Here is a 14,670-nt window from a genome sequence, read left to right on the forward strand (position 1 = left end):
CCGATTCGACGGAAGGTTTGTGCTAGAAGAGCCGGCGATGCGGATCGTGCGGGCGAGCGACCAGGCGTTCCTCGTCGAGATCGACGACGGGATCGGCGCCGTTCACCGTCTCCTCGCGTCGCTCCGCGAGCGGCCGGTGCCGGGACAGGTCGATCTCCATCCCGCCTACGGCAGCGTTCTCGTGCGGTTCGACGCCGTTCGCACCGACCCGGACGACGTCGCGTCGTCGCTCGCGGGACGAGACGGGAACCCCGGGGCTCCCGCAGACGAGCCGCGCACGTTCACCGTGACGGTCGTCTACGACGGTCCCGATCTCGAGCGCGTGGCGGAGATCTGCGGGCTCAGTGCCGCCGAGGTCGTCCGCCTCCACGCCGGCGCGACGTACGAGGTCGCGTTCCTCGGCTTCTCGCCCGGCTTCCCCTATCTCGTCGGCTTGCCGTCCTCGCTGACGACGCCGCGTCTCCCCTCGCCGCGCCGCCGCGTCCCTGCGGGCAGCGTGGCGATCGCCGGAGTTCAGGCCGGCATTTACCCGGTGGCGACGGCGGGCGGGTGGAACCTCATCGGGCGGACCGACGTGTCGCTCTTCGACGCCGCCGCGAGTGAGCCCGCGACACTCCGCGCGGGCGATCGCGTGCGGTTCGTTCCCGCGCCATGAGCGCCGTCGTCGTCGCTCCCGGCTTCCTCACGACCGTCCAGGACCTCGGGCGGCCGGGGTGGGCGTCGATCGGCGTCTCCGCGTCGGGCGCCGCCGACCCGATCGCTCTCCGGGTCGCGAACCGTCTCGTCGGGAACTCGCCGGGTGCCGCCGCGCTCGAGATGACCCTGCTCGGCCCCACGCTCCGCTTCGAGCGCGACGCGATCGTCGCCGTCACCGGCGCCGACGCCGCGGGCATCGAGGGGTGGCGCGCCCGTCGCGTCGCTTCAGGCGAGACGCTGGCGTGCGGCCCGCTCGCGAACGGCGCGCGCGCGTACCTCGCCGTCGGCGGGGGCATCGCCATCGATCGCGTGCTGGGCAGCGCCTCGACCCACCTCGCCACGGCGCTCGGCGGTCTCGGCGGACGTGCGGTCGCCGCAGGTGATCACCTCGCGCTCGGAGCGCCGGCGGGCGAGCCTCGCGCGGGAAAGCTCGATCCACGCGACCTGCCGGGTTACCGTCGTGGTGACCCGTTCCGCGCCACCGACGGTCCGCAAGCGGCGTGGTTCACGGAGGAGGCGCGGATGCATCTCTACGCGAAGCCGTACGTCGTGAGCGAGGCGTGCGACCGGATGGGAATCCGGCTCGACGGCGCGCCGCTCGTCCAGGCCGCAAGTCGCGAGCTGATCACCGAAGGGGTCGTTCTCGGCGCCATCCAGGTCCCCGCGGGCGGGCAGCCGATCGTCCTGTTCGTCGAGCACCAGACCTCCGGCGGCTATCCCAAGATCGCGACGGTTGCGGGGGTGGACGCGTCGCGCCTCGGCCAGCTGCGTCCGCGCGATACGCTGCGCTTCGCACCGGTCTCGTTCGACGAGGCGGTCGCGCTCCTGCGGAAACAGGCGCATGCTCTCGACGAGCTCCTCGCGTGACGACGATCGACCTGAACGCCGACGTGGGTGAAGGCGCGGACGACGACGCGCTCTACCCGCTCCTTTCGTCGATCAACGTCGCGTGCGGGGGGCATGCGGGCGACGAGAGGTCGATGACGGCCGCGGTCGAGAGTGCGCTGACCCACGGTTTGGCGCTCGGCGCGCACCCGAGCTATCCCGACACGGATCGCTTCGGGCGCGTCTCGATCGCGATGGCCCACGACGCTCTGGCCGACGTGATCGCGAGCCAGCTCGCCGCCCTCGCCGAGATCGCCGAGGCGCGGGGCGCACCGCTCCGCCACGTGAAGCCCCACGGCGCTCTCTACAACGACGCCGCGCGCGATCCGGCGATCGCGGCGGCGATCGCCGACGGCGTCGCGCGCGTGGATCACTCTCTACTTCTCTTCGGTCTGGCCGGCTCGACCGCCATCGCCGTCTGGCGCGATCTCGGCTGGCGCTGCGCCGAGGAAGGGTTCTGCGACCGCGGCTACGAGAGGGACGGCAGCCTCGTGGCGCGCTCGAAGCCGGGGGCCCTGCTCACCGACCCCGGCGACGCGTCGGCGCAGGCGGTGCGTCTCGCGTCGGAAGGTCGCTGCCGGACCTTGTGCGTCCACTCGGACACGCCGGGCGCGGCGGCGATCCTCGCGGTCGTGCGCAAGGAGCTGACCGCCGCCGGCTTCGGGATCACTCCTCCGTAGCCTTTCCGCGAAGCCGCTTCACGACCGAGCGCTTCCGCTTCACGTCGAGGCGATTCGCCTTCGAGCGCCTCGGGACCTTCGTCTCGACGCGAGGAATCTCGGGCGCGAGCGCTTCGGCGAAGAGGACGGCGAGGCGCGCCTCGGCGGCGCGGCGGTTCGCGAACTGGCTTCGCGAGGTCTGCGCGACGACCCGCAGCGTGCCGTCCGCTGCGATGCGCGTCCTGAGCTTCTCCAGGAGCCGCGCGCGCTGCTCCTCGCTCACGAACGTGCCGTGGGCGAGATCGACACGCAGCGTGACGCGGCTCGACGTCTTGTTCACATGCTGTCCGCCCGGACCGCCGCTCCTCGACGCGGTGAAGGTGAGCGCCTCGTCCGGAATCGTCAGCTCGTCGTTCACGAAGATCGGCATCGTGTCTCTCAACAAAAAGGGGCGCCCGTCGCCGGGCGCCCCTCGTTCGAATCCGTGAATCAGAAGCCTACCAGACGGTGCAGCGGTTCGTCGGGTGCATCGGCGTTCCCTCGGCGCAGCTGAACGCCTCGGCGAACGCCTGCGAGTTCGACAGCGGCCCGTTGACGCGGAACCGCGGCGGCGAGTGCGGATCGACCGTGACGAGCATCTGCTCGATCTGCGGCGTCGCGAGCGAGCACCAGGTCTGCGCGAACGCGACGAACATGAGCTGGTCGTTCGTCAGGCCGTCGACGATCGGCTTCTCGGAGCCGGGGTTCTTCGCCTCCCAGGCCTTGAACGCCGTGTAGGTCTCCTTGATGCCGCCGTTGTCGGCGATGTTCTCGCCGAGCGTGAGCTTGCCGTTGAGGTGCAGGCCGGGCTGAACCTCGTAGCCCGTGTACTGCTTCTCGATGCACGCGGCGCGCTCCTCGAACTTGTCGGACACGGCGGGCTCCCACCACTCGGTGAGCTTGCCGGTCGCGTCGAACTTGCGGCCCTGATCGTCGAAGCCGTGGGTCAGCTCGTGGCCCATGACCATCCCCATGCCGCCGAAGTTCATCGCCATCGGGAAGTCCTTGGAGAAGAACGGCGGCTGGAGGATGCCGGCGGGGAACACCATCTCGTTGTTGAGCGGGTTGTAGTAGGCGTTCACCGTCGGCGGCGTCATGCCCCACTCGGTCTTGTCGACCGGCTTGCCGATCTTGTTGGCCTCGCGCTCGAACTCGAAGCGGGACGACGCGACGACGTTGGCGAAGTAGTCGCCCTTCTTCAGCTTGAGCTTGGAGTAGTCGCGCCACTTGTCCGGGTAGCCGATCTTGTTGACGATCGCCGCCTTCTTGCCGAGCGCGCGCTGCCGGGTCGTGTCGTCCATCCAGTCGAGGCTCGGGAGGCCCGACGCGAAGGCGGTCTGGATCGCCTCGACGAGCTCGCGCGCGATCCTCTTGCTGTCGCCCGCGAACTGCTTCTTGATGAACTCCTGGCCGAGGATTTCGCCCAGGGCGCCGTCGGTCGCGATGACGCACCGCTTCCAGCGCGCCTGCTGCTCCTTCTGGCCGGAGAGGACCTTGCCGTAGAACGCGAAGTTCTCCTGGTCGAACGCCTTCGGCAGCGCGGGCGCCGCGTCGTGGAGGACCTTCCAGCGGAGGTAGGCCTGGATCGTCGCGTCGTCGGTCGAGCCGAGGAGCTTCTCGAGCCCCTGGTAGAACTCGGGGACCGCGACGTTGATCGGGACGATTTCGGGATGGCCCGCCGCCTTGAGGTAGGCGTCCCAGTCGATGTTCGGCGTCAGCTTCTTCAACCCCGTGATGTCGAGCTTGTGGTAGGTCTTGTCGGGGTCGCGCAGCTCGGCGCGCGGCTTCGAGATCTTCGCGATCTCGGTCTCGAACGCCAGGATCTTGGTCGCGGTCGCCTTCGCGGCGTCCGGCGTATCGCCGTAGAGCGTGAACATCTTCTCGATGTGCGCCGCGTACGCCTCACGCTTGTCCTTCTTGTCGTCGCTCAGGTAGTAATCGCGGTCGGGAAGACCGAGACCGCCCTGGAAGAGCTGCATGATGTTCGTGTTCGGGTCCTTGAAGTCCGCCTCGACGCCGCCGTTGAAGAACGCGGGGATCGTGGCGGCGTGCAGCTTGCCGACCATCGTCATGAGGTTCTTGTCGTTCTTGGTCTTCGCGGCGTCCTTCATCCAGTCCGCGATCGGCTTGACGCCCGCCTCCTCGATGCCCGACTCGTCCATGCAGGCGCCGTAGAACATGCCGAGCTTCTGCCGGCCCGGATCGTCGCCCGGATTCTTGACGGCGTCGTCGAGGATCTCGCGCATCGCGGTGCGGTTACGCTCCGCGATCTCGCTGAACCCGCGCCCCCAGCGCGACTGGTCGGCCGGGATCTTGGTGGAGTCGAGCCATCCGCCGCAGGCATACCGGTAGAAGTCCTGGCAGGGCTCGGTCTTGGTATCCATCGCCGCTTTGACGGTGGACGCGACGCCGGACGCCGAGGCGTCGGCGGCGAGGGCCGGTGCGGCGCACAGGGCAGCCGCGAGCAAGAGTGCAGTACCACGCATGAGTCTTCTCCTTGAGTCGTGTCCTAAGGTCCTACGGGCCGCCGTTCCGTACGTCGGTGCGGTCCGATTGTTTCAATAACCCTTCTGCACGCTCAGGGCGGGCGCTTCGGCGGAACCCCCCGGCCCCAGGCGAATCGTTGCGAAAGGAGGATCGCAGACTAGCACGCGCCCGTTCTTTCCCGTAGCCACGATCCGGTACGCTCCGGGCGCCAAGCCTTCGAAGACGAAGCGGCCCGAAGCCTCCGGTGCGACCCGCGCCGCCTGCTTTAAGACGTTGTCGGGGCCGAGCGCGACGACGGCCTCCACTTCGGACCGATCGGGCCCGGTCAACGTGCCGCTGATGGTCCCTGGGCCTGAAGGCGCGGGTGCGGAAGGAGGCACCGGAACGGGAGGCGGCGGCTCGACGGGAGACGGCGGCTCCGGAGGTTTCTCCTTAGGCACTGCCTCGGCGGCGGCCGTTGCGGCGGCGGTGCCGGCGACCGCTCCGGTCGCGGCAGCTGCAGGCTCGGGAGTCGGAGGCGCCGCTGCGGGCTCGGGCGATGCCGGAGGTGGTGCAACTGCTGCCGCGACGGGCGCCGGACTCGGCGACGACGGCGGAGTCTCCGCCGGCGTGCCCGGCCACGCCGCGACGATCGCCGCGCCCCGCGGAACGACCTGGAGCGGGTCGAGCCGCACGTCGAGTGCCTGACCGGTGTCGGTCAGCGCGAGCGCGACCGCTTCATCGGGTGACGCGACGAGCTGCCGGACCGAGGCGCCCGTGTCGACCCGGTCCGCGATCTTGAGCCCGTCACGATCCTGCGGGCCCGCGAGGTCGACGAGGACGAGAGACGCCCCCTGCGCAACGAGCACGCGTGTCGTCCCCGCGAGAGGAGCCACCGCCACGTTGTCTCCCAGGACGCGATAGAGCGGTCCGCTCGTCAGCGCCGGGAGGACGAAGGTGCGGAGCTCGTCGTGCGATGCGACGAGGAGCGCGCGGCCGCCGGCGGCCGGAGCGAGCCCCCCGGCGGAGGCGGGGAGGGTGATCGTCATCGCGATCTTCGGGGCCGCGAGGTCGACGCGCACGAGCGTCGTGCGCCGCACGATCCCTTTCTTGTCGCTCTCGACGGCGATCGCGTAGGCGGTCTGGCCGTCATCGGTGAGGGCGACGGCACGCGCCGTCCCCTGCAGCTCGACCTCCTTGGGCGCATCGCCGCGCGCGACCCTCAGCACCGAGCGGCCCGGGTTGCGCGACGACGGCAGCACCGCCACCGCCACCGCGCGATCCGCCGAAAGGTCGAAGCCGGAGGCCTGATCGAGCGGGCCGAGGGCGGTCACCGAAGGCGGAAGGTCGCCGGACGGAACGAGGACGGGGCCGGCCGCACGCGCCGCCGCGCTGCAGGCGAAGGCGAGAACGATGAGAGCGATGGCCCGGCGAGGCACCGGTCTATGATACGCGGCTCCATGCCCGCGATCGCCCTCTCCTGCGAAGGCCTCGTCAAGCGCTACGGCGATCTCGTGGCGGTCGACGGACTCGACCTCGACGTGCGGACCGGCGAATGCTTCGGTCTGCTCGGTCCGAACGGTGCGGGGAAGACGACCACGGTCGAGATCCTCGAAGGCCTCCTCGAGCCGGACGCGGGGCGCGTCGCCGTGCTCGGACAGGGCTGGGCGAACGGCGGCGATGCGCTGCGCCAGCGGATCGGCATCCAGCTCCAGGAGACGCAGCTCTCCGAGAAGCTGACCGTCCTCGAGACCATCGAGCTGTTCCGCAGCTTCTACGTCCGAGGCCTCGAGCCGCGGGAGGTCATGCGGATCGTGCGGCTCGAGGAGAAGGAGAAGTCGTGGGTCCGCAAGCTGTCGGGAGGCCAGAAGCAGCGCCTCTCGCTCGCGACGGCGCTCGTCGGCGATCCCGAGATCTTGTTCCTCGACGAGCCGACGACCGGCCTCGACCCGCAGGCGCGCCGCCAGGTGTGGGACGTCATCGCCGACGTGCGCTCCCGCGGCGGCACGGTGCTCTTGACGACTCACTACATGGAGGAGGCCGAGCGCCTGTGCGACCGCATCGCGATCGTCGATCGCGGCAAGGTCATCGCGCTGGACACGCCCGCCGGCCTCATCGCCCGGCTCGGCGCCGATCACGTCCTCGAGATCGAGACCGCGAGCGTTCCCGACCTCGCGTCGCTCAAAGGGTTGACCGACGTGCGCGACGTGCGCGTCGACGCGGGGATCGTCTCGCTCACGGTCGGCGAGGTGCATCGCGCCGTCCCGGCGCTCCTCCACGAGCTGACACGCCAGGGGGTGCCGCTCACGCGCCTCACGACGCATCACGCGACGCTCGAGGACGTCTTCGTAGCGATGACCGGCCGCCACCTCCGCGAGAGCTGAGATGAGCGCGCATCCCCTGCTCCATCTCACGCGCGTCAAGTTCCTGGAGTTCGTCCGCGAGCCCGAGGCGATCTTCTGGGTGCTCGTCTTCCCGATCCTCCTCTCGCTCGCGCTCGGCATCGCGTTTCGCGCGAGGACGCCCGACCCCATCGCGATCGCCGTCCAGGCCGGCCCCGGGGCCGACGAGGCGCTCGGCGCGCTCTCGTCCGACGGCGCGCTCCGCGCGAAGATCCTCACGGAGGCGGAGGCGCGAGAGAGCCTCCGCACGGGACGCGTCGCGCTCGTCGTCGTTCCCGGCGTCACCCTCACCTACTGGTTCGATCCCGCGCGCGACGAGAGCCGCGTCGCGCGCCTCGCCGCCGACGCCGACCTCCAGCGCGCGGCCGGAAGGAGCGATCCGCGCGCGGTCCAGACGCACGAGATGAAGGAGAAGGGGTCGCGCTATATCGACTTCCTCGTGCCCGGCCTGCTCGGGATGAACCTCATGGGGACCGGGATGTGGGGCATCGGCTTCTCGATCGTCACCGCACGATCGCGCGGCCTGCTGAAGCGCCTCGTCGCGACGCCGATGCGCAAGCGCGACTATCTCATCGGCCAGATGCTCGGCCGCCTGGTGTTCCTCTTCCCCGAGGTCGTTCTGCTCCTCGGCTTCGCGCACCTCGCGTTCGACGTGCCCCTCCGCGGCAGCCTCTTGGCGCTCGGCGCCGTCACCGTCGCCGGGGCGCTCGCCTTCACCGGAATCGGCCTGCTCGTCGCCGCGCGGCCGCGGACGATCGAAGGCGTGTCGGGGCTCATGAACTTCGTCATGCTCCCGATGTGGATCTTCTCGGGAGTGTTCTTCTCGCCGTCGCGCTTCCCCGACGCGATCCAGCCGGCGATCGCCCTCCTCCCTTTGACCGCGCTCAACGACGCGATCCGGTCGGTCATGATCGACGGCGCGCCGCTCCTCGCGGTCGCGAGGCCGGTCGCGATCGTCGCGGGCTGGGGCCTCGCGGCGTTCCTCCTGGCACTCCGTCTCTTCCGCTGGAAGTAGCGTGCAAGGCCCGGCCGGACTCTGCGCGAGCTGCCGCTTCGCGGAGCGCGTCGTCACGGGCCGCGGCTCCGTTTTCACCCGCTGCGCGCGGTCCGACGACGATCCGCGCTACCCCCGGTACCCGCGGCTCCCGGTCCTCGAGTGCGAGGGCCACGAGCCGAGGTTGGTAGAATCCGCGGACCCCGACGAGGATCCGTCATGCTGAGCGTCACGAGCGAGGTCGGCCGCCTGCGGAAGGTGCTCATGCACGAGCCCGGCCCCGAGATCGACCGCATGGTCCCGTCGATGATGGAAGAGCTCCTCTTCGACGACATCCTCTACGGCGACCGTGCGCGCGAGGAGCACGCCCGGATGCGCCGGGCCCTTCAGGTCCTCGGGATCGAGACGATCGATGCGGCGGATCTCCTGGAAGAGGTCCTCGGCGACCCCGCGGGGCGCTCGTGGCTCCTGGACGCGCTCCTCCCCGCCGGCGGGCGCCTCGCCGATCAGCTCCGTGAGATGCCACCCGCCGATCTCGCATCCGCGCTCGCGGGCGGTGTTCGCCGCCCGCACGCCCCGGGGACCGCGCTCGACGTCGACGAGCTGTTCGCCATCCCTCCGCTCCCGAACTGGTGCTTCCAGCGTGATCCGCAGGTCGTCATCGGGAGCGGGGTGGTCTTCGCTTCGATGACGAGCGCCGCACGCGAGCGCGAGGCGGTGCTCGCGAGAGCGATCTTCCGCTTCCACCCCGACTTCGCGGGGACTCCCGAGTGGCACGAGCCGCATGACCTCGAGTTCGAGCGCTCGCACGTCGCCGGTGCCGGCCACGCCCGGCTCGAAGGCGGCGATGTCATCCTCGTCTCGCCCGACGTCGTCGCGGTCGGGCTCTCCGAGCGCACGAACCGCCTCGGCATCGAGGACCTCGCCGAGGCGCTCGCGGTGAGCGACGCCGGCCCGCGCTTCCTCGTCGTGGTCGAGCTGCCCAGGCGGCGCGCCTACATGCACCTCGACACGCTCTTCACGCCGATCGACCGCGACCTGGCGCTCATCTACTCCCCGGTGATCCTCCAGGGAGGCGCCGAGCACGCGAGCGTCTTCGAGATCGACCTCAAGAGCGAGCACCGCACGTGGTCGCCGCGGAAGGACCTCCTCTCCTGCCTCGCGCGGCGCGGGAGCGGACTCGAGCCGATTCTCTGCGGCGGCGACGATCCGATCGCGCAGCAGCGCGAGCAGTGGACCGACGGCGCCAACGCGCTCGCCATCGCGCCGGGGGTCATCGCCATGTACGACCGGAACGAGGCGACGCTCGAATCACTCGCGCGCGGAGGCTTCCGCATCGTGACGGCGAAGGACCTCCTCCTAGGCCGTGAGGAGATCGACCTCGACGGGAACGAGAAGGTGTGCGTCGCCTTCGCGAGCCACGAGCTGTCCCGCGCGCGGGGCGGACCGCACTGCCTCACCCACCCGCTCGTGCGGGATCCTTGAGCTACCAGCCGTAGCCGAGGAGCACGCCGGCGTGCAGGCCGCCCGCCGCGATGTCGACCGGGAGGCCGTTGCGCATGAACCGCGCGTCGGCGTGGGTATAGCGCGCGTCGAGGCCGAGATTCATGTGCCCGGCGAGGCGCCAGGAGAGGCCGCCCTCGATCCAGAGACCGTAGGCGTTGTCGGCGTAGTGCGGATGGAAGCCCGGCGCGTCGTAGTCGAGATTGACCGCGACCAGACATCCGCCGGCGCCGACCAGCGGATGGAACGCACCCAGGTCCCACACCTTGCGTACGCCGATCGCGTACTCGGCCGAGCTGGACTTCACGTCGACGGGCCCGAGGAACGGCGAGTCGACGACGCTGTCCTTCTGGGAATAGAGGATGTCCATCGCGAAGTGCACGGGAGAGTGCTCGAGGCCGAAGGCGAACATCACGCCGAACTCGGGCTGGTCCTCGACCGGGTCCCAGTCCTGCTTGTCCATGAGCTTCTCGCCGACGAAGAGGTTCACGTTTCCGTGGTAACGCGCGGCGGCCGGTGTGCTGGCCGCGAGCGCGAGCGCGGCGAGCGCCGTCAGGACGACGCTCGTTCTCCGGCCGCGGACGCTCACGCGTGACCGTGCGCGCCGCCCGTGCCGTGCGCGTGGCGGTGCGCGATCTCGTCCGGCGTCGCCTCGCGGACCTCGAGGACCTCCACGTCGAACGTGAGCGTCTTTCCGGCCAGCGGATGGTTGCCGTCGAGGACGACCTCGTCGCCTTCGATCGCGACGACGAGGAAGGTCACCGGTCCGTCGGGGGTCGAGGCCTGAACCTCGATCCCGGGTGCGAGGCCCATCTTCGGAGGGAACTCCGAGACGGGGACGCGGATCCGCGCGCCGGGATCGGAGACTCCGTAGGCGTCTTCCGGCGGAACGACGATCCGCCGCTTCGTGCCGGCGGCCGATCCCGCGAGCGCGTTCTCGAGGCCCGGGATGATCTGGCCCGCGCCGTGGAGATAGACCATCGGATCGTCTCCGACGCTCGTCTCGATCGTCGCGCCGTCGGCGCCGGTGAGGGTGTAATGCATGCGGACGACGCGGCCGGGCTCGATCTTCATCACGGCGATCCCCCGAGATCGTGGTTCCTCACGCTAGCATGGCTCCATGGAGCGCTCACGTCTTCCATTGTTTCTCTTCGTGTACGTCGCCGCCGTCTTCGCGTGGTCGGGATGGCATCCGCACGATCGCCTCACGTGGGTGCTCGAGGTGTTCCCGGTCATCATCGCGGTGCCCATCCTCGCCGCCACCCGCCCCAGCTTTCCGCTGACGAACCTCGCCTACGTCCTCGTCGCGCTCCACGCGACGATCCTCATGGTCGGCGGCAAATATACGTACGCGGAAGTCCCGTTGTTCAACGCGATCCGGGACGCCCTCCACGCGGCGCGCAACGATTACGACCGCCTCGGCCACTTCGCCCAGGGGTTCGTCCCCGCGGTCATCGCGCGCGAGGTCCTCTTGCGAAAGACCCCGCTGCGCCGCGGCGGCTGGCTCTTCTTCCTGGTGCTGTCGATCTGCATGGCGATCAGCGCGACGTACGAGCTCGTCGAGTGGAGCGCCGCGGAGGCGACCGGTTCGGCGGCCGACGCTTTCCTCGGGACCCAGGGCGACCCTTGGGACACGCAGAAGGACATGCTCTTCGCGGGGATCGGGGCGCTGACCGCGCTGCTCACCATCACGCGCTGGCACGACCGGCAGATCGATCGCCTGCTCAGTAGTACCAGGTGAACGGCCCGGGTAGCTCCTCGAGACGGAGCCCCGTGGACTTCGCGTCGGCGGCGGCGCGTGCCCAGCTCGAGACGCGATCGACCGCTTCCGGAATTCCGACCGGCCCCGCGGAGTAGATTCCGATCGCGGCGAGCTTCCCCTCGCCGAGGAGCGACGCGGGCAGGTCGTCGCGCGGGGCCCCGGCGAGCGCGACGACGGCGAGCGCCTTGCCGGCGTTCGACGGATCGGCCGCTACGCGGCGCAGGTGCCGGCCGAGGACCCCGGGCCCTTCGCCGCTCACGACGAGGACGACGCGAGCGCCGGGGGTTCCCGGGGGAAGCGCGCTGATTCCGGAGCGCGACGCCGCGGGGAGCGCAGGGAAGGCATCGGCTCCCGCGTCGACGGCGAGCTTCCCGTCGAAGCGCGGTGCGGCGGCGAATCGCGCGAGCGAGCCGGCTCCGTGCACGCCGACGACGGCACGCGCCTCCTCCGGCGGCGCCTCCTGACGCCACCACGCGGTGAGCGCGGTCGCGATCCGGGCGGCGTCGGTCTCGCCGGGCTCGGGGGCGGCGGCGACAGACCACGGCGGACGCCCTTCGGCGGCGGTCGCCATGACCATGAGCGTGCGCGCGGACCCGAGGAGCGCTTTCGCGGGGGTGAACGCCGCGAGGGGTCGGTCCGGCGTGGGATCGAAGGCGCGGCCGAGCACGAGCCGCTGGAGGAGCGTGCCGGGCACGTCGGCGGTGCGGTCGCGCTCCGCGTCGCGCAGACGGAGCGTGATCGCCGTGAGGCGCCCGGGCGTCGGGGCCGATGCGGACGGAGCGACGTCGAGCAAGGCGAGCCCCGCCGGGACCGGAGCAGGATCCGCGCTCTCGGCCGGAATCGCGCCGAACGCCTCCTCGGGGAGCTGGGCGAGCACCGTCGCCGCCTTCATCGCGGCGCCGGAGCGATCGAACCGATAGGAGAGGAGCCGGCCGTCCTCGAGACGCTCGAAGACAGGCGCGCGTCCCTCGACGTCCGGGGTCCGGCGGCGGAATCGCGCTTCGGTGCCCTCCATGCCGAGGATCCATTCTTCCCACGCCACCGTGCGTCCTTCGCCGAGCTTCCACGATCCTTTCCGGACGATCGAGCCGGGCCGGCTCCGCGCCACGATCGACCCGCGGCCACCGGGGAGCGCGGTTGTGGTGCGCTCGGCTTCGGCGCCGAGACCGTGGTCCGGCCACGCCGAGGCGACGGCTTCCGCCTGCGGCGCCGTTGCGGCCGACGGCGGCGCGGTCGCCCTGGACGGCGGCGCCGCTTCGATCGAGCCGAGGCCCATCTTCGAGCTCCTCCCGATCGCGCGCGCCAGGATCGCGTTCGTGCCGAGATCGACGCCGCCGATCCCGATACTGAAGATGCGGGCGTCGGGATCGGAGGAGCGGCGCGCCGCGACCGCCTTCGCCTCGGGCGCCGACAGGCTCGCGAGGATCCGGGCGTGCATGAGGAGGCGCTCGGCGCGGAACGAGTAGAGATCGAGCGTGACGGCGTCGGTCTCCGAACCGAGAGCATCCATGCGCGCCGCCAGCGCCGCCTGGTCGGGGACCGACGGATCGAGGAGCGCGCGGTCGCGGCGGAAGCGCACCGCCGGGGGCAGCGCGCGCCCGTCGACCGGCTCGAGCCGGTCGAGCGCCGTACCGACCGCGGTGCGATCGAGCACGTCGACGACACCCTCGCCTCCGGCGCGGGGCAGGACGTCGTAGCTCAGGAGCTGCGGGAAGCGGCGCGGCGTCGGAAGCGCCGGCAGCTCCACGCCCATGAGCATGTCGAGGTCCGGGACGGCCACGCCGTGGGCGCGCGCGCTCTCGAGCCATGCGAAGACCGACAGCCATCGCACCGTCTCGTTGAGCTCGGACATCTCCGGGAAGATCTGCGACATCTCGTCGTAGTGGGCGTTGATGAACGCCGTCGTCGCCTTCGTCCATGCAGGCTCGGCGGCCGTCGTCTCGTCGGCCGCATCGCGGACGCGCTCGGAGATCGCGGTCATGCGCGCGCGTCGGAAGGCGCAGACGTCCTGCTCCGGCGAGAGGGTGAGGTCGACGTCGTCGGGGCGGAACCAGAGACGCGTCTGCTGGTTCATGACCGCGCCGGCGGTCGGGTCGGCGGCGAACCGCTCGAGGTGCGTGCGGAACCCGGGGAGGGTCTTGCGGACGCTGTCCCTCACGTCCCCGGGACCGAGCAGGTCGATGCCGACGCTGAACGTCTTGAACCGGACGTCCGCGAGCAAGCTCACCATGCCGAGCGCCGTGTCGCGCAGGCGGCCGCCGTAGTTGACGACCGCGATCTGCGGAACGACCGCGCGCTCGAGGCTCATGTACGGCTCGCCGTATCCCCCGTGCGCGATCGAGCGGTAAGCGACGGCGAGATCCGCGAGCGACGTCGGGCGGCCGAGGATCACGGGGGCGGAATCCGGCTCGCTCGTGAACCAGCGCACGCGGCCGTCCTCGATCTTGCCTCCTTCGATCCGGCGGCCCTTCTCGAGCATCGATGAGAGCGCCGCGAGATCGAGAGGCACCGTCCCGCGGGGAGCCGCGGTGTCGCGCACCGTCGTCTTCCACGGCTCGGTCCCGAGGAGGAACTTCGAGCGCTCGGGAGCATGCCGGTAGGCATAGACCGAGACCTCGACGTCCCCTTGCCGCCGCTTCCGCTCCCCCGCCAGCGCGTGGCGCAGCACCGGCCACGCGTCCTGCCACGCCTCGCGAGCGGCGGCGACCGGGTCGGTCGCCGCGGGGGGCGCCTCGGAGAAAGGCAGCGCCTCGAGACCGGGAGACGGGAGGATCGCCCGCAGATGGCCCTCGCCGTCGCTTTCGAGCAGGAGCCGCCGCGCGCGCGCCAATTCCACCCAAGCGGGCTGCGGATCGCCGGTATCCCAGAGCGGCCCGACCTCGACGAGCGGCGGGTCGGGCGGAGGAGACAGCGAATCGAGCGCGTCGGGGAGGACGAACGCGTAGGGCTCCAGGATCGGGTCGAGGAGCCGGTGCGCGAGCGCGTCCTCCGTATGGTCGGTCAGCGGCGGCCGCGGCCTCCCCCCGAGCTGATCGAGGAGCGTCCCGACGCTGTCTCCGGAGTGGGTGAGCTTGCGGCGGTCGACGAGCGGGCCGTAGTCGACGACGACCCAACGGGCGGACGCCTCTTTCGACGCGGGTGGCGGTCCGGGAAGCGCCGCCGCCAGGACGAGCAGGGCGAAGGCGACGATGCGGGGCACGCGGCGCATCCTACTTCCATACGTCGATCGGACTGGCCTTGGCGAAATGGGACCTCTGTAGTACT

General features: G+C 70.9%; 13 protein-coding genes. 7 read left to right on the plus strand and 6 right to left on the minus strand.

What is annotated here, in order from left to right; all coding sequences use genetic code 11:
- The first annotated feature begins 37 nt into the window (after nt 1-37).
- The 3 genes from pxpB to pxpA are packed head-to-tail and all read left to right on the plus strand — an operon-like array spanning nt 38 to nt 2,261.
- Nucleotides 38-655 carry a 5-oxoprolinase subunit PxpB gene (pxpB, locus tag VFV19_13200; protein ID HEX4825256.1) on the plus strand — a complete coding sequence of 206 codons (618 nt, stop codon included), beginning with the start codon at nt 38-40 and terminating at the stop codon, nt 653-655.
- Entirely contained in the window at nt 652-1,563 is a 912-nt protein-coding gene (locus VFV19_13205) for a biotin-dependent carboxyltransferase family protein (GenBank protein HEX4825257.1), read from the plus strand. The genes pxpB and VFV19_13205 overlap by 4 nt, the downstream gene beginning before the upstream one ends.
- Nucleotides 1,560-2,261, plus strand: a complete 702-nt coding sequence (gene pxpA / locus VFV19_13210) for a 5-oxoprolinase subunit PxpA (protein HEX4825258.1) — start codon at nt 1,560-1,562, stop codon at nt 2,259-2,261. Before VFV19_13205 ends, pxpA begins: the two co-directional genes overlap by 4 nt.
- Here pxpA and arfB read toward each other — a convergent pair.
- The 3 genes from arfB to VFV19_13225 form a co-directional block, all read right to left on the minus strand.
- Entirely contained in the window at nt 2,248-2,670 is a 423-nt protein-coding gene (gene arfB, locus VFV19_13215) for an alternative ribosome rescue aminoacyl-tRNA hydrolase ArfB (protein HEX4825259.1), read from the minus strand. The two genes, pxpA and arfB, sit on opposite strands and share 14 nt — an antisense overlap.
- Nucleotides 2,671-2,737: 67 nt before the next feature.
- Nucleotides 2,738-4,765, minus strand: coding sequence for a M13 family metallopeptidase (locus VFV19_13220; protein ID HEX4825260.1), 2,028 nt, complete (start codon nt 4,763-4,765; stop codon nt 2,738-2,740).
- 72 nt (nt 4,766-4,837) lie between these two features.
- Complete coding sequence (locus VFV19_13225; protein HEX4825261.1) at nt 4,838-6,184, minus strand: hypothetical protein; 1,347 nt, start codon at nt 6,182-6,184, stop codon at nt 4,838-4,840.
- Between the two features lie 21 nt (nt 6,185-6,205).
- Here VFV19_13225 and VFV19_13230 point away from each other — a divergent pair, with 21 nt between their 5' ends.
- The 3 genes from VFV19_13230 to VFV19_13240 all read left to right on the plus strand — a co-directional run bounded on the left by VFV19_13230 (nt 6,206) and on the right by VFV19_13240 (nt 9,626).
- Complete coding sequence (locus tag VFV19_13230) at nt 6,206-7,129, plus strand: ABC transporter ATP-binding protein (protein HEX4825262.1); 924 nt, start codon at nt 6,206-6,208, stop codon at nt 7,127-7,129.
- A 1-nt stretch (nt 7,130) separates the two neighbouring features.
- Nucleotides 7,131-8,162, plus strand: coding sequence for an ABC transporter permease (locus tag VFV19_13235; protein HEX4825263.1), 1,032 nt, complete (start codon nt 7,131-7,133; stop codon nt 8,160-8,162).
- Between the two features lie 198 nt (nt 8,163-8,360).
- A complete protein-coding gene (locus tag VFV19_13240) occupies nt 8,361-9,626 on the plus strand; it encodes an arginine deiminase family protein (GenBank protein HEX4825264.1) in 1,266 nt (421 codons plus the stop codon).
- Nucleotide 9,627: 1 nt separating this feature from the next.
- Here the strand turns inward: VFV19_13240 and VFV19_13245 are convergent, their stop codons facing one another.
- Both VFV19_13245 and VFV19_13250 read right to left on the minus strand, forming a co-directional pair.
- Nucleotides 9,628-10,233: a hypothetical protein gene (locus tag VFV19_13245; protein HEX4825265.1), complete on the minus strand. Its 606-nt coding sequence runs from the start codon at nt 10,231-10,233 to the stop codon at nt 9,628-9,630.
- Nucleotides 10,230-10,718 carry a peptidylprolyl isomerase gene (locus VFV19_13250; protein ID HEX4825266.1) on the minus strand — a complete coding sequence of 163 codons (489 nt, stop codon included), beginning with the start codon at nt 10,716-10,718 and terminating at the stop codon, nt 10,230-10,232. Before VFV19_13250 ends, VFV19_13245 begins: the two co-directional genes overlap by 4 nt.
- Nucleotides 10,719-10,764: 46 nt before the next feature.
- Here VFV19_13250 and VFV19_13255 point away from each other — a divergent pair, with 46 nt between their 5' ends.
- Entirely contained in the window at nt 10,765-11,385 is a 621-nt protein-coding gene (locus tag VFV19_13255; GenBank protein HEX4825267.1) for a DUF2238 domain-containing protein, read from the plus strand.
- Here VFV19_13255 and VFV19_13260 read toward each other — a convergent pair.
- Nucleotides 11,369-14,605, minus strand: a complete 3,237-nt coding sequence (locus VFV19_13260) for a hypothetical protein (GenBank protein ID HEX4825268.1) — start codon at nt 14,603-14,605, stop codon at nt 11,369-11,371. The two genes, VFV19_13255 and VFV19_13260, sit on opposite strands and share 17 nt — an antisense overlap.
- Between the last annotated feature and the right edge of the window lie 65 nt (nt 14,606-14,670).

This window comes from Candidatus Polarisedimenticolaceae bacterium (assembly GCA_036275915.1).
Taxonomy (GTDB): domain Bacteria; phylum Acidobacteriota; class Polarisedimenticolia; order Polarisedimenticolales; family DASRJG01; genus DASRJG01.